General features: G+C 62.6%; 24 protein-coding genes. 10 read left to right on the top strand and 14 right to left on the bottom strand.

The features are described from left to right. The gene (locus tag CWB41_RS05165; RefSeq protein WP_115835265.1) at positions 1-282 is read right to left on the bottom strand and encodes a BolA family protein; all 282 of its coding nucleotides are present in this window, start codon (positions 280-282) and stop codon (positions 1-3) included. 105 nt (positions 283-387) lie between these two features. Between CWB41_RS05165 and CWB41_RS05160 the strand changes: the two genes are divergently transcribed. The 4 genes from CWB41_RS05160 (at position 388) to cobT (ending at position 4,341) form a co-directional block, all read left to right on the top strand. Next, positions 388-990 (top strand): J domain-containing protein, encoded by a 603-nt coding sequence (locus tag CWB41_RS05160; protein WP_115835266.1) that lies wholly within the window; start codon positions 388-390, stop codon positions 988-990. Positions 991-1,105: 115 nt separating this feature from the next. Continuing rightward, positions 1,106-2,107: a cobaltochelatase subunit CobS gene (gene cobS / locus CWB41_RS05155; RefSeq protein ID WP_115835267.1), complete on the top strand. Its 1,002-nt coding sequence runs from the start codon at positions 1,106-1,108 to the stop codon at positions 2,105-2,107. A gap of 43 nt (positions 2,108-2,150) precedes the next feature. Next, a complete protein-coding gene (locus CWB41_RS05150; protein ID WP_115835268.1) occupies positions 2,151-2,399 on the top strand; it encodes a hypothetical protein in 249 nt (82 codons plus the stop codon). Positions 2,400-2,412: 13 nt separating this feature from the next. Beyond that, positions 2,413-4,341 (top strand): cobaltochelatase subunit CobT, encoded by a 1,929-nt coding sequence (gene cobT, locus CWB41_RS05145; protein ID WP_245411140.1) that lies wholly within the window; start codon positions 2,413-2,415, stop codon positions 4,339-4,341. A 56-nt stretch (positions 4,342-4,397) separates the two neighbouring features. Here cobT and rpmB read toward each other — a convergent pair whose 3' ends face one another. The 6 genes from rpmB to CWB41_RS05115 all read right to left on the bottom strand — a co-directional run bounded on the left by rpmB (position 4,398) and on the right by CWB41_RS05115 (position 8,268). Beyond that, positions 4,398-4,685: a 50S ribosomal protein L28 gene (gene rpmB / locus CWB41_RS05140; protein WP_115835270.1), complete on the bottom strand. Its 288-nt coding sequence runs from the start codon at positions 4,683-4,685 to the stop codon at positions 4,398-4,400. Positions 4,686-4,845: 160 nt separating this feature from the next. Continuing rightward, the gene (gene leuD / locus CWB41_RS05135; RefSeq protein WP_115835271.1) at positions 4,846-5,451 is read right to left on the bottom strand and encodes a 3-isopropylmalate dehydratase small subunit; all 606 of its coding nucleotides are present in this window, start codon (positions 5,449-5,451) and stop codon (positions 4,846-4,848) included. Between the two features lie 50 nt (positions 5,452-5,501). After that, positions 5,502-5,909, bottom strand: coding sequence for a metallopeptidase family protein (locus CWB41_RS05130; RefSeq protein ID WP_115835272.1), 408 nt, complete (start codon positions 5,907-5,909; stop codon positions 5,502-5,504). 4 nt (positions 5,910-5,913) lie between these two features. After that, complete coding sequence (locus CWB41_RS05125; protein ID WP_115835273.1) at positions 5,914-6,477, bottom strand: Smr/MutS family protein; 564 nt, start codon at positions 6,475-6,477, stop codon at positions 5,914-5,916. Next, a complete protein-coding gene (gene mltA / locus CWB41_RS05120; protein WP_115835274.1) occupies positions 6,464-7,528 on the bottom strand; it encodes a murein transglycosylase A in 1,065 nt (354 codons plus the stop codon). The genes CWB41_RS05125 and mltA overlap by 14 nt, the downstream gene beginning before the upstream one ends. After that, complete coding sequence (locus tag CWB41_RS05115; protein WP_115835275.1) at positions 7,525-8,268, bottom strand: Tim44/TimA family putative adaptor protein; 744 nt, start codon at positions 8,266-8,268, stop codon at positions 7,525-7,527. Before CWB41_RS05115 ends, mltA begins: the two co-directional genes overlap by 4 nt. 117 nt (positions 8,269-8,385) lie before the next feature. Here CWB41_RS05115 and CWB41_RS05110 point away from each other — a divergent pair, with 117 nt between their 5' ends. Further along, positions 8,386-8,796: an FxsA family protein gene (locus CWB41_RS05110; RefSeq protein ID WP_115835276.1), complete on the top strand. Its 411-nt coding sequence runs from the start codon at positions 8,386-8,388 to the stop codon at positions 8,794-8,796. 94 nt (positions 8,797-8,890) lie between these two features. After that, positions 8,891-9,367 carry a protein-export chaperone SecB gene (gene secB / locus CWB41_RS05105; RefSeq protein WP_115835277.1) on the top strand — a complete coding sequence of 159 codons (477 nt, stop codon included), beginning with the start codon at positions 8,891-8,893 and terminating at the stop codon, positions 9,365-9,367. A gap of 7 nt (positions 9,368-9,374) precedes the next feature. On the opposite strand, the gene dnaQ is transcribed toward secB, so the two are convergent. The 5 genes from dnaQ to CWB41_RS05080 are packed head-to-tail and all read right to left on the bottom strand — an operon-like array spanning position 9,375 to position 12,963. Continuing rightward, positions 9,375-10,070, bottom strand: coding sequence for a DNA polymerase III subunit epsilon (dnaQ, locus tag CWB41_RS05100; protein WP_115835278.1), 696 nt, complete (start codon positions 10,068-10,070; stop codon positions 9,375-9,377). Then, complete coding sequence (gene coaE, locus CWB41_RS05095; protein WP_115835279.1) at positions 10,063-10,671, bottom strand: dephospho-CoA kinase; 609 nt, start codon at positions 10,669-10,671, stop codon at positions 10,063-10,065. Before coaE ends, dnaQ begins: the two co-directional genes overlap by 8 nt. Beyond that, positions 10,671-11,510 carry a shikimate dehydrogenase gene (locus tag CWB41_RS05090; RefSeq protein ID WP_115835280.1) on the bottom strand — a complete coding sequence of 280 codons (840 nt, stop codon included), beginning with the start codon at positions 11,508-11,510 and terminating at the stop codon, positions 10,671-10,673. The genes coaE and CWB41_RS05090 overlap by 1 nt, the downstream gene beginning before the upstream one ends. Beyond that, a complete protein-coding gene (locus tag CWB41_RS05085) occupies positions 11,507-12,124 on the bottom strand; it encodes a Maf family protein (RefSeq protein WP_115835281.1) in 618 nt (205 codons plus the stop codon). Before CWB41_RS05085 ends, CWB41_RS05090 begins: the two co-directional genes overlap by 4 nt. After that, entirely contained in the window at positions 12,121-12,963 is an 843-nt protein-coding gene (locus CWB41_RS05080; RefSeq protein WP_115835282.1) for a pyruvate, water dikinase regulatory protein, read from the bottom strand. Before CWB41_RS05080 ends, CWB41_RS05085 begins: the two co-directional genes overlap by 4 nt. A gap of 373 nt (positions 12,964-13,336) precedes the next feature. Between CWB41_RS05080 and hemE the strand changes: the two genes are divergently transcribed. Further along, entirely contained in the window at positions 13,337-14,386 is a 1,050-nt protein-coding gene (gene hemE, locus CWB41_RS05075; protein ID WP_115835283.1) for a uroporphyrinogen decarboxylase, read from the top strand. 1 nt (position 14,387) lies between these two features. Further along, positions 14,388-14,819, top strand: a complete 432-nt coding sequence (gene hemJ, locus CWB41_RS05070; protein WP_115835284.1) for a protoporphyrinogen oxidase HemJ — start codon at positions 14,388-14,390, stop codon at positions 14,817-14,819. Between the two features lie 15 nt (positions 14,820-14,834). Here hemJ and CWB41_RS05065 read toward each other — a convergent pair whose 3' ends face one another. Further along, positions 14,835-16,208 (bottom strand): phenylacetate--CoA ligase family protein, encoded by a 1,374-nt coding sequence (locus CWB41_RS05065; protein ID WP_129396412.1) that lies wholly within the window; start codon positions 16,206-16,208, stop codon positions 14,835-14,837. Between the two features lie 182 nt (positions 16,209-16,390). Here CWB41_RS05065 and CWB41_RS05060 point away from each other — a divergent pair, with 182 nt between their 5' ends. Both CWB41_RS05060 and CWB41_RS05055 read left to right on the top strand, forming a co-directional pair. Further along, a complete protein-coding gene (locus tag CWB41_RS05060; RefSeq protein ID WP_115835286.1) occupies positions 16,391-17,200 on the top strand; it encodes an outer membrane protein in 810 nt (269 codons plus the stop codon). 403 nt (positions 17,201-17,603) lie between these two features. Then, a complete protein-coding gene (locus CWB41_RS05055; protein WP_129396411.1) occupies positions 17,604-18,452 on the top strand; it encodes an outer membrane protein in 849 nt (282 codons plus the stop codon). A 101-nt stretch (positions 18,453-18,553) separates the two neighbouring features. Here the strand turns inward: CWB41_RS05055 and CWB41_RS05050 are convergent, their stop codons facing one another. Beyond that, the gene (locus CWB41_RS05050; RefSeq protein WP_115835288.1) at positions 18,554-19,927 is read right to left on the bottom strand and encodes a phenylacetate--CoA ligase family protein; all 1,374 of its coding nucleotides are present in this window, start codon (positions 19,925-19,927) and stop codon (positions 18,554-18,556) included. Positions 19,928-19,945: the final 18 nt, after the last annotated feature.

Genomic DNA, 19,945 nt, shown 5'->3' with positions numbered 1-19,945 from the left:
TCAATCGCCCGGCGCCTTGGCCTCGATCGCGAGGGCATGTATGCCCTCGGCGAATTCGGCGCGCAAAAGATCGTTCACCATGCGGTGACGGGCGAGCACGCTCTTGCCGATAAAGCTGTCCGATACCACTTTTACGGTGAAGTGGGTTTCGCCCGACCGGCCCGCCTTTGCCGCATGGGTTACCGCATGTGCATGCCCGGCATGCTTATGCGAATCGTCAATCACATCGAGGGTAATGGGTGTGAGAGCGGCCTGCAATTTCTGCGTGATGCGTTCTGCCATACTGGGCGCGTTGCTCATTGAAAAATTCCCACGTCGCGGTTCGATTTGTTTTTTGTCGCAGCTAACGGGTTGCGACGGCCGCAAAGAATATCATAATGGCAAACCATGGATTTGAATTCGCCGATTTTCGACCGCATCCGGGCCAAGCCGAAGGCAAAGGAGCCCGTCCAAACTGTCAAAGTGCGTTGCGACCATCCCGGCTGCAACGAGGCGGGCGAATTTCGCGCGCCCAAAGGCTGGCAGCGCGAGGGCGAATATTTCAGCTTCTGCCTCGAACATGTGCGCACCTATAACGCGTCCTATAATTATTTTCAGGGCATGAGCGCGGAGGCCGTGTCGCTCTATCAGCGCGACGCCACGACCGGCCACCGCCCGACCTGGGTCATGGGCGACAATCTCGCCGGCGGCCCGCAAGGGCGCGGCGCCGATGCCGCGCATTATGCCGATCCGCTGAACATTTTCGGCGGCCCGCGCGCCGCACGCCGGCCGCAGGAACCGCCCAAGCCCAAGCATGGCATTGCCGCGCGCAAGGCGCTCGACCAGCTCGGCCTCGACGAAAGCGCCGATCCCAGCGCGATCCGCAGCCGCTACAAGGATATGGTGAAGCGCCTCCACCCCGATGCCAACGGCGGCGACCGATCCCTGGAAGACAAATTGCGTGAAATTATCCGTGCTTATAGCTATCTAAAGTCGGTCAAGCTCGCTTGACCGGACCTCCGGCTTTTGCCGGAAAGCTAAACTTTTCGACATCGAGCGGAATTCCGCGCGCCGTCGTGGCCCATCATGCTATAGCGTGGCCGATGACGGGCGGAACGGAGGATGAATGTCAGCCAATTCTCTAACCGGTGAAGAAGCCTTGAAGGCTTTGCCGGACATGAAAATTTCAGTCCGCCAGGTGTTCGGGGTCGACTCCGACATGGAAGTGCCGGCCTTTTCCAAGGCTGACGAGCACGTGCCGGAAACCGATCCGGATTATCTCTTCGACCGCGATACGACGCTCGCCATTCTCGCCGGTTTCGCCAAGAATCGCCGCGTGATGGTTTCCGGCTATCACGGCACCGGCAAATCGACCCATATCGAGCAGGTCGCGGCGCGGCTGAACTGGCCCTGCGTGCGAATCAACCTCGACAGCCACGTCTCGCGCATCGATCTCGTCGGCAAGGACGCCATCGTTCTGCGCGACGGCAAGCAGGTGACCGAATTCCGCGACGGCATTCTGCCCTGGGCGCTGCAAAACAATATCGCGCTGTGTTTCGACGAATATGACGCCGGCCGGCCGGACGTGATGTTCGTCATCCAGCGTGTGCTGGAAGTCTCCGGCCGGCTGACGCTGCTCGATCAGAACCGCGTGATCAAGCCGCATCCGGCTTTCCGCCTGTTCTCGACGACCAACACGATCGGTCTCGGCGACACCTCCGGCCTCTATCACGGCACGCAGCAGATCAACCAGGGCCAGATGGACCGCTGGTCGATTGTCGCGACGCTAAATTATCTGCCGCACGACAAGGAAGTCGGCATCGTCCTGTCGAAGGTCAAATCCTACCAGAAGACCAAGGACGGGCGCGATCAGGTCAACAAGATGGTCCGCGTCGCGGACCTGACCCGCAACGCCTTCACGGCCGGCGATCTTTCGACTGTGATGAGCCCGCGCACCGTCATCACCTGGGCCGAGAATGCCGAAATCTTCAAGGATATCGGCTTCGCCTTCCGACTCACCTTCCTCAACAAATGCGATGAACTGGAGCGCACGCTGGTCGCCGAATTCTACCAGCGCTGTTTCGGCCAGGAGCTGCCGGAAAGCGCGGTGAATGTCGCGATGAGCTGAAATAATTACTTATTGCTGCCGCTTCGATCGATGGAAGTCGGTAATGACCTGGAAGAAAGTTGTTCAGAGAACGCAAGTTCAAGGCGATCCCATTTCGGATGTGGTTGGTCTGCTTGATGTAATCGAGCTGAATCTTGGGATTGGGACGGGTGAGGAAAGCCTTGGCACACAACTCTCGGCAATAGTCGCCGATATTGAGCGCGCGGGTGGATCGACAAGCGAAACGAATGTTGAGTCGATGCGCAGAATAATCGAGCAACTCAGGAAGGTCGAAGAACTACTCCTGTCATAACGAAATGGCGCTCATGCCCCCACAATCCAACCACAAGCCGCCCGGCAAGGTCGAAGCCCCGCAGGAGCCGTTCAAGCGGGCCGTCGCCGGATGTCTGCGGGCGATGGCGCATGTGGCGCAGCTCGATGTCGCCTATGCGGCGGAAAAGCCGAATGTCGCTGGCAACGCCGGCGCAGCCCGGGTGCGTCTGCCGGAGCCGCCGCGCAAGCTCACCCGTCAGGATGCCGCCATCCTGCGCGGCCACGCCGATTCGATCGCGTTGCGGCTCGCCTGCCATGACGCGGCGATCCATCGCCGGCTGCTGCCACAGGCGCCGCAGGCCCGCGCCGTCTTCGAGGCGGTCGAGCAGGCCCGCGTCGAGGCGATCGGCAGCAAGCGCATGGATGGCGTCGCGCAAAATCTTGACGCCATGCTCGAGGATCGCTTCCAGCACGCCCGCTATGGCGAGATCCGCGAGCGCTCGGACGCGCCGCTGGAACAGGCCGTCGCGATGATCGTGCGCGAAAGGCTCACCGGCCGGAAGCCGCCGAAAGGCGCCCAGCGCATTGTCGATCTCTGGCGTCCGCTCGTCGAGCAGCGGGCAGGGCGCGATCTCGACCAGCTCGCCGGCACGCTCGAGGATCAGCGCGCCTTCGGCCAATCAATCCGCCGCGTGCTCTCGGCGCTCGATATGGGCGAGGATATCGGCTCCGACGCCAGCGAGGAGACCGAGCAAAGCGACGATCAGCAGGCCGGCGGCGACGATACCGAGGCCTTCGAGGGCCAGCGCGACGAGAGCGCCGATGCGGCGCAAGCGCAGACGAGCGAAGCGGCCGAGGCCGATAGCGACACCGAGGTCGAGGCCGCCGATGCCTCCTCCGGCGACTTCGAGGCCGAGGAAGAGGGCGATCTCGGCGAGGGCGACCAGGCGGCCGACGCGCATCGCCCGCCCCCGAGGACGCGGCCGGAAGCCCGCGCTCCGGATTATCAGGCTTTCACCCATAAATTCGACGAGACCATCACCGCCGAGGCGCTCTGCGAGCCGGAAGAGCTCGAGCGGCTGCGTGCCTATCTCGACAAGCAGTTGCAGAATCTCTCCTCCGTCGTCGGCCGGCTCGCCAACCGGCTGCAGCGCCGCCTGCTGGCGCAGCAGAACCGCTCGTGGGAATTCGACCTTGAGGAAGGCATTCTCGATACGGCGCGGCTGCAGCGCATCGTCATCGACCCGCAGCAGCCGCTCTCCTTCAAGCGCGAAAAGGACACGGACTTCCGCGACACGGTGGTGACGCTGCTGCTCGACAATTCCGGCTCGATGCGCGGGCGGCCGATCACCGTCGCGGCGACCTGCGCCGATATTCTCGCCCGCACGCTGGAGCGCTGCGGCGTCAAGGTCGAGATTTTGGGCTTCACCACCAAAGCCTGGAAGGGCGGCCAATCGCGCGAGGCCTGGCTACAGGCCGGCAAGCCGGCCGCGCCGGGGCGCCTCAACGATCTGCGCCATATCATCTACAAAGCCGCCGACGCCCCCTGGCGCCGGGCGCGGAAAAACCTCGGCCTGATGATGCGCGAGGGCCTGCTGAAGGAGAATATCGACGGCGAGGCGCTCGACTGGGCGCACAAGCGCCTGCTCGCCCGCTCGGAGCAGCGGCGCATCCTGATGATGATCTCGGACGGCGCGCCGGTCGACGATTCAACCCTGTCGGTCAATCCCGGCAATTATCTCGAGCGGCATCTGCGCTATGTGATCGAGGAAATCGAGACACGCTCGCCGGTCGAACTCATCGCCATCGGCATCGGCCATGACGTGACGCGCTATTACCGTCGCGCGGTGACGATCGTCGATGCGGAGGAGCTTGGCGGCGCGATGACCGAGAAACTGGCCGAGCTGTTCGACGAAAAGGCCGTCCCGGCACCGACACCGCCGACGCGGACAAAACGCGCGCCGGTCGTGACCGTGCATTGAGCCAAGGTCATTGCAAGCGAAGCTGCGCGCCTCGCAATGACGGCAAAAGAATCGGCTTAGGCCGTCGCCTGCTTCTTCGTGATCTCGCGCTTCAGCGCGCGGGCGCCGATCGAAAGCTGCGTATCCGAAGCCTTGAGCAGGAAAGCGTCGAGGCCGCCGCGGTGCTCGACCGAGCGAAGAGCAGCGGTGGCGACGCGTAGGCGCACGCTGCGGCCGAGCGTCTCGGACGAGAGCGTCACCTTGACGAGATTGGGCAGGAACCGGGTCTTGGTCTTGTGGTTCGAGTGGCTGACCAGGTTGCCGACCAGGACGGCCTTGCCGGTCAATTCGCAACGGCGCGACATTGTTGATCCTTCCGGCCTTGCGGCCATAAACACAAAGCCCGCGCGCCAAACCAAAGCGTTGGAGCGTGTTCCATCGCTCTTGGGCACGGGCGGAAATGGAAGCGGGCTATCTAAGGGAAGCCGGCGCCGCCGTCAAGTTTTCCGCGCGATTTGCCGATCCTCACAGCCAGGGCTGCTCGGCGTGTTCCTTCTTCTCGAAAGCGGCGATCTCGTCGACTTTCTGCAGGCTGAGGCCGATATCGTCCAAGCCATTGAGCAGGCAATGTTTGCGGAATGGATCGATATCGAAATGGATCACGCCGCCGTCGGGGCCGCGGATTTCCTGGGCCTCGAGATCGACCGAGAGCGTCGCATTGGCGCCGCGCGAGGCATCGTCCATCAGCTTGGCAAGATCCTCGGGGCTGACGACGATCGGCAGAATGCCGTTCTTGAAGCAATTGTTATAGAAAATATCGGCGAAGCTGGTCGAGATAACGCAACGAATGCCGAAGTCGAGCAGCGCCCAGGGCGCGTGCTCGCGTGACGAGCCGCAGCCGAAATTGTCTTCCGCCACGAGGATCTGCGCGTGGCGATAGGCCGGCTTGTTGAGGACGAAATCGGGGTTCTCCGAACCGTCGTCCTTGTAGCGCATCTCGGAGAACAGGCCCGTGCCGAGGCCGGTGCGCTTGATCGTCTTCAGATATTGCTTCGGGATGATCATGTCGGTGTCGACATTGCGGATGTCGAGCGGCGCGGCAACACCCGTCAGCGACGTGAATTTTTCCATTTTTTAGAGCTCCAGAATTGCCCGTTCTATCGGTCGGCGCGACGCCTTCGTCAAGGCCGAGCCTCGATCGCCGCCATATCGGCGTCCGAGAGGCCGAAATGGTGGCCGATCTCATGCACCAGCACATGGGTGATGACGTCGCCGAGCGCGTCCTCGCCCTCGGCCCAATAATCGAGGATCGGGCGGCGATAGAGCCAGACCATGTTCGGCATCTGCCCGGTGAAAGCCTGGGCGCCGCCTTGCGCCAGGCCGCGGCCGGTGAAAAGCCCGAGCAGGTCGAACTCGCTCTCGCAGCCCATGTGGTCGAGCACCTCCTCCGTCGCAAAATCCGCAACCTGGATAATGATGCCCTCGCACAAAGCCCGGAAATCCTCCGGCAGCCCAGCATAGGCAGCCTCGGCCATTGCCTCGAAGGCGGCGAGCGAGGGCGGAGCGATGGCGGCCCAATCCGGCGGCATCGCTCTAAATCCGGTCGTGGCGGCGGATGCGCACATAGAGCGCCCCGGTGCCGCCGTGATGACGGGCGGCCTCCTCGAAGCCGACGACCAGGCCGCGCCATTCCGGCGCCCGCAGCCAGATCGGCACAGCGCGGCGCAGCACGCCAGCCGATTCGCCCCCTTCAGCCGCGCGCTCTCCCTTGCCGGTGACGACGAGGACGATTTTGGCGCCCTGGTGCTGCGCGCGTAAAAGAAAGCCGTGCAGAGCCGGATGCGCCTCGTGCTGGCGAAGGCCGTGGAGGTCGAGTGCGGCATCGACCGGCATATGCCCCCGCGCCAGCTTCTGCCGGGCGCGACGCTCCAGCGGCGCAAGGCCCGGCACGGCGGGACGCGGCGCGGGCTTAGGCGTGACGTTAAAGGGTGTCGGAGCGGCGGCAGGCGAAGCGGCGATTTTTTCCGACTTTTCGGGCTTTCGGAGCGGCAGTTCCGGCGCCGCCGCGCCCGGGCGGCGCGAAATGCTGCGCGTCACCGTCAGCCAGAGCGTGATTTCCTCGTCGGAGAGCGGCCGCAAAGTCTCACGTATGCTCATGCCGGCTCCGCGGCAGCAGGACGAAGAAATCGCAGGGGCGGCGGATGGCTCCCGCACGCGTCCCCGCAGCCGGACCCGAGCCGAAGAAAATATCGGCCCGCGCCGCGCCGATTATGGCGGAGCCGGTGTCCTGCGCGATCGACAAACGCCGGAACGGCGAAGCTTCGTCCGATTGCCAAGGCAGGTCCCCGCTGAGCCAGAACGGCAGTCCATATGACCAGAGCGTGCGATCGACCGCAATCGCGCGCAAAGCCGCGAGCGGCAGGCCGGCACCACCGATCGGCCCCGATTCCGGTGGCAGATCATGCGCGAGATCGAAAAAGATATAGGATTTGTTTTGCTGCAGAAGGGCGCGGCCGGGCTCGCCCGGCTTCTGGCCCTGCGCCCGCACCCAGGTCTTCAGCGCCGCAAGGCTCATCGCTTCGGGCGCGATGGCGCCGCTCTCGATCAAAAGCCGGCCGATCGACGTATAGGGCAGGCCGTTGCGCCCGGCATAGATGAGGCGGACTTCGGTGCTGTCGGGCAATATCACCCGCGCCGAGCCCTGGACGTGAATGAGAAACGCCTCGATGGGGTCTTCGACCCAGACGAGCGGTCGCGTGTTGTCGGCGATCGCCCCCGCCTCGATGGCCGCGCGGTCGGGATAGGGATGGCGGCGATCAAGATCGTCCGGCCGCGCCAGAATCGGCGCGGTGAATTGCTTCGCCTCGACCAGGGAGCCCGCGACGACCGGCTCGTAATAGCCGGTGACGAAGCCGCGCCCGCCGCCGGAAGGCTGGACGCGATAGGGCGCGAAATGCGCGAGAAAAAAATCGCGCGCCGTCGCGCCATCAAGGACCTCGGCCGCCACAGCAGCGCGGAATACCGCCGCGAGCGCCGCGTCAGTGGGTTTTGCCGTGCGCAGGGGCTTTTGGCCGTTGAGACTGGCGGCGGCTTGAGCCGCAAATATTCGAAAAGCGGCGAGATGATCGTCTGTGTCAAAGCCGGCGAGGTCGGCAAAACTCACCGGCGCCAGATCGGCGCCGGGCACGGCTGCGGATGCCGGGCTCAATGCCCGGTCTGCGTCGCGACGAGCTTCCAGTTCGGATCACGCGATCCGGCGGGGCGGGCGAAGGTCCACAAATCGACCATGTTGACCGTCTTGTCCGGATCGCCGTCGATCAGCTTGCCCTCCTTGTCGTGCGTCGCCGTCACGAGGCTCGCCACAAAGCGCAAGGTGATCTGCAAGGTTCCGTCGCGCACGGCGGCATCGAAGACGCCGGTCTTGTCGATCGAGGTGACCTTGGTCATCAGCGATTCGCCCCGGCTGGCCCGCGCCTCGGTGGCGCTGGCAAAGCTCGCATAGACGTCTTTGTCGAGCAGCCGGGCGAGAAGTTCGCGGTCGCCGGTGGCGAAGGCTGTGACGATCATCTCGTAGGCGGTTTTCGCGCCGGCGATGAATTGATCAAGGTCGAAGCCCGGATCGGCGGCGGCGATGGCATCGAGCCCGTTGGCGACGCGCGAGCCGGGCTCGGCATAAGCCTTCCAGCGCTCCGGGTCGGGCGGCGGTGCGGCGTTCGGGGCGGCTGCCAAGCGCGGCGCGGCGCCGGGAAGCGGCACCACTTTGTTATCGTTCGTGACTTGGCCGCCTTGGACCTGCCCACCCTTGGCTTGACCGCCGCCGAAGAGGGAATTCTGCCCCGGCGGCTTCTCCTCGCCGCTGCGGGTGCCGAGGACGGACCGCAGCTTCCAGAGCACGAATAGCGCGAGAAGCGCGAAAATGATCGTCGAGGCGTCGAACGGGTCGTGCATGGTGCCTTTGCGCTCAGACTCGGAATTTCCCCGAATAGCATATATGGCGTGACACGGGGAAAGTTCATAAGTTACCGACAACCTAGCGCCGGACTATGCGTTTTCTGGGACCAACGAATGCCCTACGTTGCCGCCTTCTTTTTGAGTGTTTGCCTCTGGATCCTGGCCGAGGTTTCGGTGTTCGGCGTCGTCGCCGACGCCATCGGCCTCGGCGGGGCTGTCCTCTTGACCATACTCTTCAGCCTTCTCGGCCTGACGGTATTGCGCCGGCTCGGGGGCCGGGCGCGCGATGTCCTCAGATCTGCGCTCGATCAGCCAAGTCAGACCCTGCGCCTTTCGTCGTTGACGCTCCGCAGCGGCGCTTTCGCCGCGATTGGCGCGGCGCTGCTGGTCGTTCCGGGTTTTCTGTCGGATTGCGTCGGTCTGGCGCTTCTCTTGCCGGCCTGGCGGCACCAGGAATTGGCGCCGAAGCCGCAGGCCCAGAACACGATCGATCTGACGCCGCAGGATTGGCACCGGATCGAATAGATCGCCTGAGCCTCGCTTGTTCCCCGCTCCCATCCATGCTACCCGCTTGCGCGATTTTCGAGGGGCGTGGGCCTGCGGCGCGGAGTAGAGCGAAATGGTTGACAGCAACGGTGGCGGCGCAGAGGCGAACGGGCCCGCGCTCAATGCCTTAGTGCAATATACGAAGGATTTTTCCTTCGAGAATCCGAATGCGCCGCGCTCGCTCGGCCCGCAGCAGAAGCCGCCGAACATTTCGATCCAGGTCAATGTCAATGCCCGGCAGATCGCCGAGGCCGATTATGAGGTCGAGCTGCTGCTCGAAGGGGCCGCCGGCGAAGACGCCGACACTCTGTTCAAGTTCGAGCTCAACTATGCTGGTATCTTCCGCGTGCTGAACGTCCCACAGAGCGACATTCAACCGGTGGTGATGATCGAATGCCCGCGACTGCTCTTCCCCTTTGCCCGGCAGATCGTCGCCGAAGCCGTGCGCAACGGCGGTTTTCCGCCGCTTTATATCGATCCGATCGATTTCGCCGGCCTTTATCGCCAGCGTCTGGCGCAGGCCGCGCAAGCCCCTTCCGCACAGGCCTGAGCCTCAATCAGGCCTCGTCGGATTCCGGCAGATAGCGGCGCCAGATCGCCTTGTTGCCAAGAGTGGCGATGAAGGCGGCATGGGCTGCCCATTCGGCCGCCACGATCAGCGGCGCGAGTGGCGCCGGCCGCTCCGCGCGGACCGCCGCGCGCAGCGCATTGCCGGCGGCGCTCTGCAACGACAGGCTCGCCTGCCGGCCGCCGTTCAATTCCGCATAGACCTCGGCGAGAATTTCCGCGTCGAGCAGCGCACCGTGCTTGGTGCGCCGTTTCGTATCGATGCCATAGCGCTGGCAGAGCGCATCGAGGGAGTTGGGCGCGCCAGGGTGGCGACGCCGCGCGAGCGCGAGCGTATCAACGATCCGCTCTGACTTCAGCGGCGGGTGGCCCAGCACCGCAAGCTCCGCATTGACGAAGCGCAGGTCGAACTCGGCATTATGCGCAACCAGCACAGCATCGGCGATGAAGCTGAGGAATTGCTCTGCGATCTCGGCGAATTTTGGCTTGCCGGTCAGAAACTCGAGCGAAAGGCCGTGGACGCGAAAGGCCTCCTCGGGCATGTCACGCTCGGGGTCGAGATAGAAATGAAACGTCTGTCCGGTCGGAATGGCGTTGAGGATTTCGACGCAACCGATCTCGACGATCCTGTGGCCAGACGCGGGATCGAGGCCCGTGGTCTCGGTATCGAAGACGATTTCACGCATGGTCTCTGCTTTTCACGCGCCCAGTGCGGATGGCGGCGATGAGGTCCTGCACGTGCTGCGCGACCGCGGCATGCCCGGAACTGGTGTCGAGGATGATATCGGCGCGGCGGCGTTTTTCGGTGTCAGGCATTTGCTTGGCGATTATGGCGGCAAGCTTGGCCCCTGTCATGCCGGGACGCGCCGCAATCCGCGATTTTTGCACCTCTTCCGGCGCGGTGACGAGCAGGACCGCATCGACCTCGCTCTCGCAGCCGGTTTCGTAAAGCAGCGGAATGTCGAGGACGACGAGATCCGCCCCATCCGCCCGCGCCTTGGCGACGAACTCCGCCCGCCCGGCGCGGACCAGCGGGTGAACGATCGCCTCGAGCCGCTTCAGCGCCGCGGCATCGTGAATGACGCGTGCGGCGAGGCGCGCCCGGTCGATCTCGCCGTTCTGCAACGTGCCGGGAAAGGCAGCTTCGACCAGGGGCGCGGCGGCGCCACGATAGAGCGCGTGGACGGCGGCATCGGAATCATGCACCGGGACGCCGGCCTCGCGGAACATGGCCGCGGTCGTCGACTTGCCCATGCCGATCGAGCCGGTGAGGCCGAGTACGAACATCAGCACTTGTCCGCAATGTCGGCGGCGACCAGAGCGCGCAATTCCGCCGTCACCTGCGGCACCTTCCCGAACCAGCGGGCGAAACCCGGCGCCGCCTGATGCAGCAACATGCCGAGGCCGCCGGACGTGCGTAGACCGCGCGCCGCCGCCTGGCGCAGCAGCGCCGTTTCGAGCGGCGCATAGACGATGTCCGCGACGATGGCGCCAGAGGGTAAAGGCGCGAGATCGATTTCGAGCGGTGGCTGCCCGACCATGCCGAGCGAGGAGGTGTTGACGAGAAGATCAGCCTCTTCGAGCACCTCGGGCAGCGCGGCGTAGTCGGCGAGTTCGATCGCCGCCTCGGGAAACTGCCGCTGCAAGTCCTCGCCGCGGGCGCGCGTGCGGTTGACGATGACGATTCCAGCGATCCCGCGCGAGATCAGCCCGAAGACGATGCCGCGCGCGGCACCGCCGGCGCCCAGCACGACGGCCTTATGCACGGACTTATCCCAGCCCGGAATATCTTCATCGAGCGACGCCAGAAAGCCCGCGACATCCGTGTTGTCGCCAAAAAGTTTTCCATCTTCAATCCACAAGGTATTCACAGCCTTAAGCCGCTGCGCGACCGGCGATGCGACGGCGCAGGCGGCGAACGCTTTCTCCTTATGCGGCAGAGTGACATTGCCGCCGACGAATCCCGATTCTTCGAGATTGGCGAGAAAGGCCGAAAGGTCCGGCGGTGCGACCGGTATGCGCTCATAGCTGCCGGCAAGGCCAAGCTGCCGCAGCCAGTAGGTGTGGATCAGCGGCGAGCGCGAATGGGCGATCGGCCAGCCAATGACAAAGGCGCGGGGGCTCATCCGGCGAGACTGCCTTCTTGGCGCAGAAATGCAAGCAGCGGTAGCAGTGGCAGACCGAGGATCGTCGCATGGTCGCCCTCAATCCTCTCGAAGAGATGCACGCCGAGCCCTTCGAGCTGATAGGCGCCGACGCTCCCAAGCACCGCCTCGCCGGCGGCGGACAGATAGCGGTCGATAAAATTTGCGCTCAGCGCGCGGCAGGCGAGCCGGGCCGTCGCGACGGTCTCGAACAGCACCTTTTCGCCGCGGGTGACGCAGAGTGCCGAATGGAGCGCGTGGGTGCGGCCCGAGAGTTTGGCGAGTTGCGCCCGCGCTGCCGGCAGATCCCTGGGCTTGCTGAATATCTCATCATCGAGCGCCAGCACCTGGTCGGCGCCGAGCACGAGCCGCAGCGGCTCGGAACGCGCGACGGCACGCGCCTTGGCCCGCGCGAGATGCGCGGCGACGGCCTCCGCGCTCGCCCCCGCGGCACGCAACGGCGCTTCGACCCCGCGCTCGTCGATATCGGCGGCGATGGCCTCGAAGGGCAGGCCGGCGCCCGCGAGCAGCGCCCGCCGAGCTGCGCTTTTCGAGGCAAGCACCAGCGGGGCTTTCCCCAGCCACAGATGTGTCATCGCGGATGCTCCAAAAGCCCGAGCTTGGCGCGATGCGCCTTGTAGAGATTGATGATCGCCGCCGCCGCCTCCTCGATTGAGCGGCGTGTGACGTCGATCACCGGCCAGCCGTAATGCGCGAAGAGCCGCCGCGACTGGACGACCTCCTCATTGACGGCCACCGGATCGACATAGGTGGAATCGAACCGCGTCTGCGACGAGTCAAGCCGTTGCTGGCGGACGGCAACAAGCCGGTCGGCCGAAGTGACAAGCCCAACGATCAACGGCTTTTGCAGCCGGAAGATCGCCTTCGGCAGCGGTACGTTCGGAATGATCGGGACATTCGCGGTCTTGTAGCCGCGATTGGCGAGATAGATGCTCGTCGGCGTCTTCGATGTGCGGCTGACGCCGAGAAGCAGAATATCGGCGGCCTCATAATCGTCGGCCGTCTGCCCGTCGTCGTGCAGCATCGTATAATTCAGCGCTTCGACCCGATTGAAATAATAGGCGTTGAGCATGTGCTGCGCGCCGGGGCGGGCGGCGCCGGGCGAGCCGAGATAGGCGCGGAAGACGTCGCTGATCGGCTGCAGCACCGAATGGCAGGGCACGTTGAGCTCATGACAGGCGGCCACCAGCCGCTGCGCCAGATCCTTATCGACAAGCGTGAAGAGAACAACGCCCGGCGCTTCGTCGATCTCATCGATAGCTTTCTCGAGCTGCGAGGCCGAGCGGACGAAAGGGTAGAGATGTTCGATCGATTCAACCGCGTCATATTGCGCGATAACCGCGCGGCTGACGGCGATCAAGGTTTCTCCTGTCGCGTCGGAGATCAGATGAAGATGGAAAAAAGTGCGCGCCAAAGTTATCCCCGTCCGCCGCGACGACCTGTGAATCGATGGGGATAATCCGCAGCCTTGCGTGCCGGTCTGGGGATATGTCTGGCTGCGGCTGCGGCTTTGTCAACAGACCTGGGCATGGGCATGAGATTCCGCCGCCGTGGATGATTTGCGGGAGAAAATTTCTTAAAGCTTGAACAGGTTCTTGCCTGGTACGCCCAAGCTTTTGGGAGCGTTAAGGAATCGTTAATGATTGGCAAGCGGGCTGACGGGCTGTGGGAATCGTGAAGAACCCAAGATCGCGCGGCCGGATTGTGAAAAGTCCGAAACGAGCCTAATCGAAGCCCTAAGAAGAGAGATAAGAGATATATAGAGTCTTAGATTAAGGATTCTTAGTTTGGCGGTTTCGACCTTCGCGGCTGACAAGCCTTTGCTGCGCGTACTGGCCGGCGAGATCGTATCGCCAACTCCCGTCTGGTTGATGCGCCAGGCGGGGCGCTACCTGACCGAGTATCGCCAAACGCGGCTCAAGGCGCGTTCCTTCCTCGATCTCTGCTACACGCCGAAACTGGCGGCGGAAGTTACGCTGCAGCCGATCCGGCGCTTTCACTTCGATGCGGCGATCATCTTCAGCGACATTCTGGTCGTGCCGGACGCATTCGGACAGAAGGTCGAGTTCGAATCTGGCCAGGGGCCGCAATTGGCACCTATTACTGGCGCCAAGGAATTCGGCGCGCTGCGTGAGGCGATTGATCTCGATCGTCTCGAACCGGTTTCGGAAGCAATCCGTCTCGTCAAGGCGGAATTGCCGCCGAAGACGGCATTGATCGGATTTTGTGGCGCGCCGTTTACGGTCGCGAGCTATATGATCGCTGGACACGGCACGCCGGATCAGGCGCCGGCACGGCTTTTCGCTTACCGCGATCCGGCCCTTTTCAATGCTTTGATCGAGCGGCTGACGGAAGGTTCGATCGCTTATCTTTCGCGGCAGATCGCCGCCGGCGTCGATTGCGTGCAGATTTTCGATAGCTGGGCGGGGGCGCTGGCGCCGGCGGAACTTGCCCGCTGGAGTATCGCGCCGGTGAAGCGGATCGTTAGCGCGCTGCGGGCGCGCTATCCGCAGACGAAGATTATCGCTTTCCCGCGCGGGATCGGCCTGTCGCTGACGGATTATGCGACGGCGACGGGGGCCGATGCCATCGGGCTCGACACATCTGTCAATCCGGCGACCGCGGCGCGGTTGGTGCCCCCTGGCGTTGTGCTGCAGGGCAACCTTGATCCGCTTGTGCTGATTGCGGGCGGTACGCCGCTGACTGAGGCGGTGCGCAATATCGAAACGGCTTTTGCCGGACGGCCGCATATTTTCAATCTCGGTCACGGCATTTTGCCAGAAACGCCGCTGGCCAATGTGGAAGCTCTATTGGCCTTGCTGCGGCCGGAGACGTGACATGGATCAGGCCTATCTCTGGATCAAGGCGCTGCACATCATCGCGGTCATCGCCTTCATGGCCGGGATGTTCTATTTGCCGCGGCTTTTCGTCTATCACGCCGCCGCAGCAATAGGCTCCGACCAATCCGAGACGTTCAAGGTGATGGAGAGGAAGCTCGACGTCATCATCATGCGGCCGGCACTCGTGCTTGTTTACGCGACAGGGCTGGCGCTTGCGATCAAGGCGGATTTTTTCAAGGCCGCCTGGCTCAACTGGAAATTTCTGCTCGTTCTGCTGATGACGGTACTCTACGTCTATCTCGTCGCGGCACGGTGGCGATTTGCCGCCGATCGGAATACGCGCCCGGCGCGATTCTACCGCATGTTGAACGAAGTCCCGACGCTCCTTCTCGTCGGCATCGTGCTGCTTGTCGTGCTGAAGCCGTTTTGAGGCTTCGCACGCGATTCAGTTCAGAAGTTCGTTGCGGAAGGCGAGCCGCTTGACGTCGCGGCCCCAGTCGATCCGTGGCACCTGCTCGACGCGCACGTTGAAATCCGCACCGGCATTGGCGGCGACGAGTCTGCGAACCGCTTCGCGTTTTTCCGGCGGCAGCGACTCAGGCGCGACGATCTCGACGACGATCGTTTCGAGATCGGTCTGCCGGATGCGGTATTCGTCGAACTTGACGATATCGATCAGCATCCGACCCCAAACGTAGAACGGCGAGATGCGCCCGTCGGCGTGTTTGAGCAATTGCTTCGAGCGCCCGTAGATGTTCGTCAGCACCGACCCGTCATGGCCGCAGGGGCAGCGGGATGAGAGCCGCGCAAGATCGCCGACGTCGTAGCGGATGAAGGGTGTTGCATAGGAGTGGAGATGCGTGACGAGCACCCGGCCGAGAGGTACGCCGTCGACTTCGACGGGCGCGCTCATGTCGACCTCAACGATGACATTGCTCGTCGTGACGTGGAAGTGGCCAGGACGTTTCGCACATTCATGCGCGATCTTGCCGATCTCTTCCGTCGAATAGGTGGTACTGACGGGGATATTGACGTCTGCAAGCCGCGCGCGCGTCTGTGCGTCGAGCGAGCCGGAGATCAGCGTTATCCGCTGCGTTCCGATGTCTTTCAGGAATGAAGGCTCGACCTGCGTCAGCAGCCATTCGACGAGCTGCGGCGTCGAGACGAGATAGCCGACCGGCGCGCTTTTCAGCTCCTTGCAAAGCGAGGCGATGTCGGGCCGCGTGTAGGTGATGAATTTCGAGGTGCCGGTCTTGGCGAAGCCCTGGAGATTGTTCCAGCCCTTGTCGTGCCTGACGGTGAAGCCCGCTTTATTCTCGACGAGGCCGGTCTTGAACCGCACACGGTTGTAGGAAATGTCGAGGCCGTCGATGAAATATTGCGCGAAGGAGCGCAGGTTGTTGTAGAGGCTGTTCATCTCGCAAATGAAGAACTCAACCGGCGTGCCGGATGAGCCGGAGGTCGCGTGCTTTTGCACGGGTGATGTGGCGGTGGCGGGGAGCAGCGACCCTTCGCGCATCGCCTGCTGAGCCACATCGGCACGGGTGAGGACTGGTAGGAATGCCAACGGGGTTTTGGTTGCGTCGCTTGGCGCCCCGAACCTCTGGCGCCAGAACGGCGAGCGCCGCGACGCATGGGCGAGCAGATTGCGCAATTGCGCCGCTTGCCAGTTCTCCCGCGCGCCGCGGGGACCGGTCTCGATGAGGATCAGATCCATCAAAGACGCGAGGGTATTCTTGTAGCCCGGGTCACAGAATCGCGTGGGCGCCTGGCTGAGCGCATCGGGCCGAAGCGGCAGGGCGGAGAAATCGAGCTTCATATCGGCGATCCGAAGGAGCACTGAGGGGATAAGCTTTACCGCTGCCGCTTGTGAGTCCGTCAAAACGTGTCCCGCGGGACACAAGCTTAAGGGAATGCGCCGCTAACGGGACGATAAATGTTGTGGCGCGGCAGAATTCCCCTCATGGGTTACGTAGCGTTACGCTTTCTGTCGGGGGAAAAATGATACGCGCGTTGCTTCTGTCCAGCGCCCTATCCCTTGTGGCCGCCGGCACCGTCTTCGCGGCCGATCTGCCGAGCACCAAAGGCGAGCCGGTCTATGCGCCGCCGCCGCCGGTTTTCTCCTGGACGGGTTTTTATCTCGGCGTCAATGGCGGCTACGGCGGCAACAACGTCAGTTTCGACAGCCAGGAAGACGAAGGCGGCGCGATCTTCGAAGAGTCACGCGAGAAACTCACGTCCAGCGGTTTCGTCGCCGGTGGCACGATTGGTTACAATTATCAGGTTCCGTCATCGAATTTCGTCCTCGGTGTCGAGGGCGATTTCGACTGGAGCAATATCCGCGGTGATTTATCCGAGGGCTTTTCCGACGACGGGGGTAGCGAAGGCGCTGGCGTTGGCTCGCGGCTGAACTGGCTGGCGACGGCCCGTGCCCGCATCGGCTATGCGGTGACGACGCCCTTCGGCAACCTCTTGCCCTATGTCACGGGCGGCGGCGCCTTCGGCAACGTCGAAAGTTACAGCTATGAATACGACGATGGCGAGGGCGAAAGCGAAAGCTTTGGGCATACCTGGGCCGGCTGGACGGCCGGCGCAGGCCTCGAATATGCGATTACACCGAACCTGAGCTTTAAGGCCGAATATCTCTATGTCGACCTCGGCAAGCACTTGGGCGACTCCGAGTATCTCGGTGCCGATATTTATGACAATGTCTACGAGCATTTTACCGCGAACATCGTTCGCGTCGGCCTGAACTGGAAGTTTGACTGGTTCGCGCCGCCGCCACCGCCGCCGGTTGTGGCGAAATACTGATTCCGTTTCTACGGGGGGCATTCGGAGGCTGGTGGCGCAAGCTGCCGGCCTCTTTCTTTGGGTCGCTTTCGCCGCACTCTCAGGCGGAGCGAAATCAGATCAGCCATCCGTTGCGAAGCCGGGCGCTGGTGTCGCGGGTCCGATTGATCCGTGACGCGCCCACCCGGATACCGAAAGCTGCGCAGCAGCAAAGCACGGGCGTTGCCGAGGCAGACGCATAATCCGTTTACGGATTGAGATGCTTTAAAAAATTGATCGCACCAAGGCGATTTTACCAACCGGAAATGTGTCCTGAGGGACACAACCGTTCCGGAATCAGGTCTCGTATTACAATCTAGAGTTGCAGGTAGGCCGCTTTTCGCTCATTCGTTCTCTTCAGGCTCTGCTTCTTTTGGGGGAAAAAATGCTTCGTTCTCTTCTTTTATCGAGCGCACTCTCGCTAATGGCCATTGGGGGCGCTTTCGCCGCGGATTTGCCCAGCACAAAGGGCGAGCCGGTCTATGCACCGCCTCCGCCGCCTCCGCCGACCTGGACGGGCTTTTATCTCGGCGTCAACGGCGGCTATGGCGGTGATCGCTTCGTTTATCCGTTCGATGGATATGCAACCGAGGGTGAAGGCGAAGGCGCTACGACGATTAGCGGCAACGGCAACGCCAACATCACCTCGAGCGGCTTCCTCGCCGGCGGCCAGATTGGCTACAATTATGAGTTTCCGGCCTCCAATTTCGTGGCGGGCATAGAGGCTGATATTGACTGGTCATCGATCCGCGGCCGCCTTGGCGCGTCGCTTAATGTCGGTGATGTTTTTAGCGCCGATGCCGATGCAGGGTCGCATCTCCAATACCTCGGCACAGCGCGCGCTCGGCTTGGCTATGCGTTCGGCAATATCTTACCCTACGTGACCGGCGGTTTCGCCTATGGCCAAACCAGCTCCTATTACAACGTCAATTACGATGTCGACGGTGACACCGGGGCCTTTGGCGACTCGGTTCAACACTTCCAGACCGGTTGGACCGCGGGTGCTGGCCTTGAGTATCAGATCACGCCGAACCTCTCCTTCAAGACCGAATATCTCTACGTCAGTCTGTCTCCGGCGACTCTCTATTCGATCAGCGGGGACATTGGCGATACCGGGAGTTATAATTTCAGCCTTCGGGAACGGACAACCGTCAACATTGTCCGCGCCGGTCTGAACTACAGGTTTGACTGGTTCGAGCCACCGGCGCCGGCGCCCGTGGTTGCCAAATACTGACCCACCTTGACGGGGGGCATTCGGAGGCCGGCAGCGCAAGCTGCCGGCCTTTTTCTTTGGGCTGCTTTTGCCGCGCTCCCAAGTCCCAAGTCGGAGCGAGATCAGGACAGCAATTCGTTGCGGAAGCCGAGGCGCTTGGTGTCGGCGCCCCAGTCGATCCTGGGCACCTGCCGGATCTGAATGTCAAAATCCGCGCTGGCATATGACCTGATAAGCTCGCGGAAGGCGTCGATCTTGGTGGCCGGCAAAGTGTCAGATGCGGCGATTTCGACGACGATCGTTTGCAATTCGGTCTGGCGGATGCGGAATTCCGAGATGGCGGCGATCTCGAGCACGTCCGCGCCGCGAACGAAGAAGGGCGTCACGCGCCCGTCGGGATGTTTGAGCAATTGCTTGGTGCGGCCGTAGATATTCGAGAGCACCGGACCCTGGTAACCGCAGGGGCAGGATTTGTGCAGGCTCGCGATGTCGCCAATGTCATAGCGGATGAAAGGCGTGGCGTAGGAATGAAGACGCGTCACCAGGACGCGGCCGGCCGTCTGGCCGTCGAGATCAATCGGCTCGCTTTCATCGATCTCTACAAGAACATTGCTGCCACAGACGTGATAGAAATCGGGCGTCATCCGGCATTCTTGTGCGATCAAGCCAACTTCTTCGGCGGAATATCTGGCGGAGGTCGGTATTCCGACGCCCGAGAGAGCATTACGGACCGATGACGAAGGCCGGTGGCCAAGGGAGGTCCACGTGGCGAGATTGGCCTCCTTGAAGGATTTTGCATCCACGAATTGAAATAGCGTGTCGATAATATGCGGCTGCGCGACCAAGTGGCCGACGGGGTCGCGGCGCAGTTCTTTCCAGAGGGCTTTGAAGTTGGGCTGCGTGAATTTTATCTCTTTGTAGGAGCCTCTCGAGACGAAACCGTGCAGGCCGTGTGTCGTGCCGACTTTGGATACGGTGAATCCGCGCGGATCGTCGATGATCCGGCTTTTGAGCCGGGTCGAGTTGAGGGAAAGGTCGTTTCCGTCGATGAAGTGCTGGGCCAGGCCGCGGGCGCTGCTGTACTGGCCGTTCATGCGCGAGACGAAGAATTCGACAGGAACGCCTGAAGAACCGGACGTCGCATGTTTCTGTATCGGCTCGGGGCCTCCAGGCGGCAGCAACGAACCTTCGCGCGCGACCTGCTCGCGCAATTCGGCGCGTGTCAGGATCGGCAGCGAAGAAAGTTTGACGTCAGTGTAGCTTTTTAGTGCGCCGAGCCTTTGACGCCAGAACGCCGAGCGTTGCGCCGCATGGGCCAGCAAATTGCGCAATTGCGCCGCCTGCCAGTTCTCCCGCGCCTCGCGGCTTCCTGTCTCGATCAGCAGGATGTCCATAATGGAGGACAGGGCCCTCTTGTCCTCGGTGTCGCAAAATGTCATCGGCGTTTCGCTGAAAGCGCGTGGCAAGAGCGGCAAGGTGGAAAAATCGAGCTTCATGTTTCACCGTGAAGACTG

Source organism: Methylovirgula ligni (genome assembly GCF_004135935.1).
GTDB classification, from domain to species: domain Bacteria; phylum Pseudomonadota; class Alphaproteobacteria; order Rhizobiales; family Beijerinckiaceae; genus Methylovirgula; species Methylovirgula ligni.
This window is presented reverse-complemented; position numbering and strand designations above follow the sequence as displayed.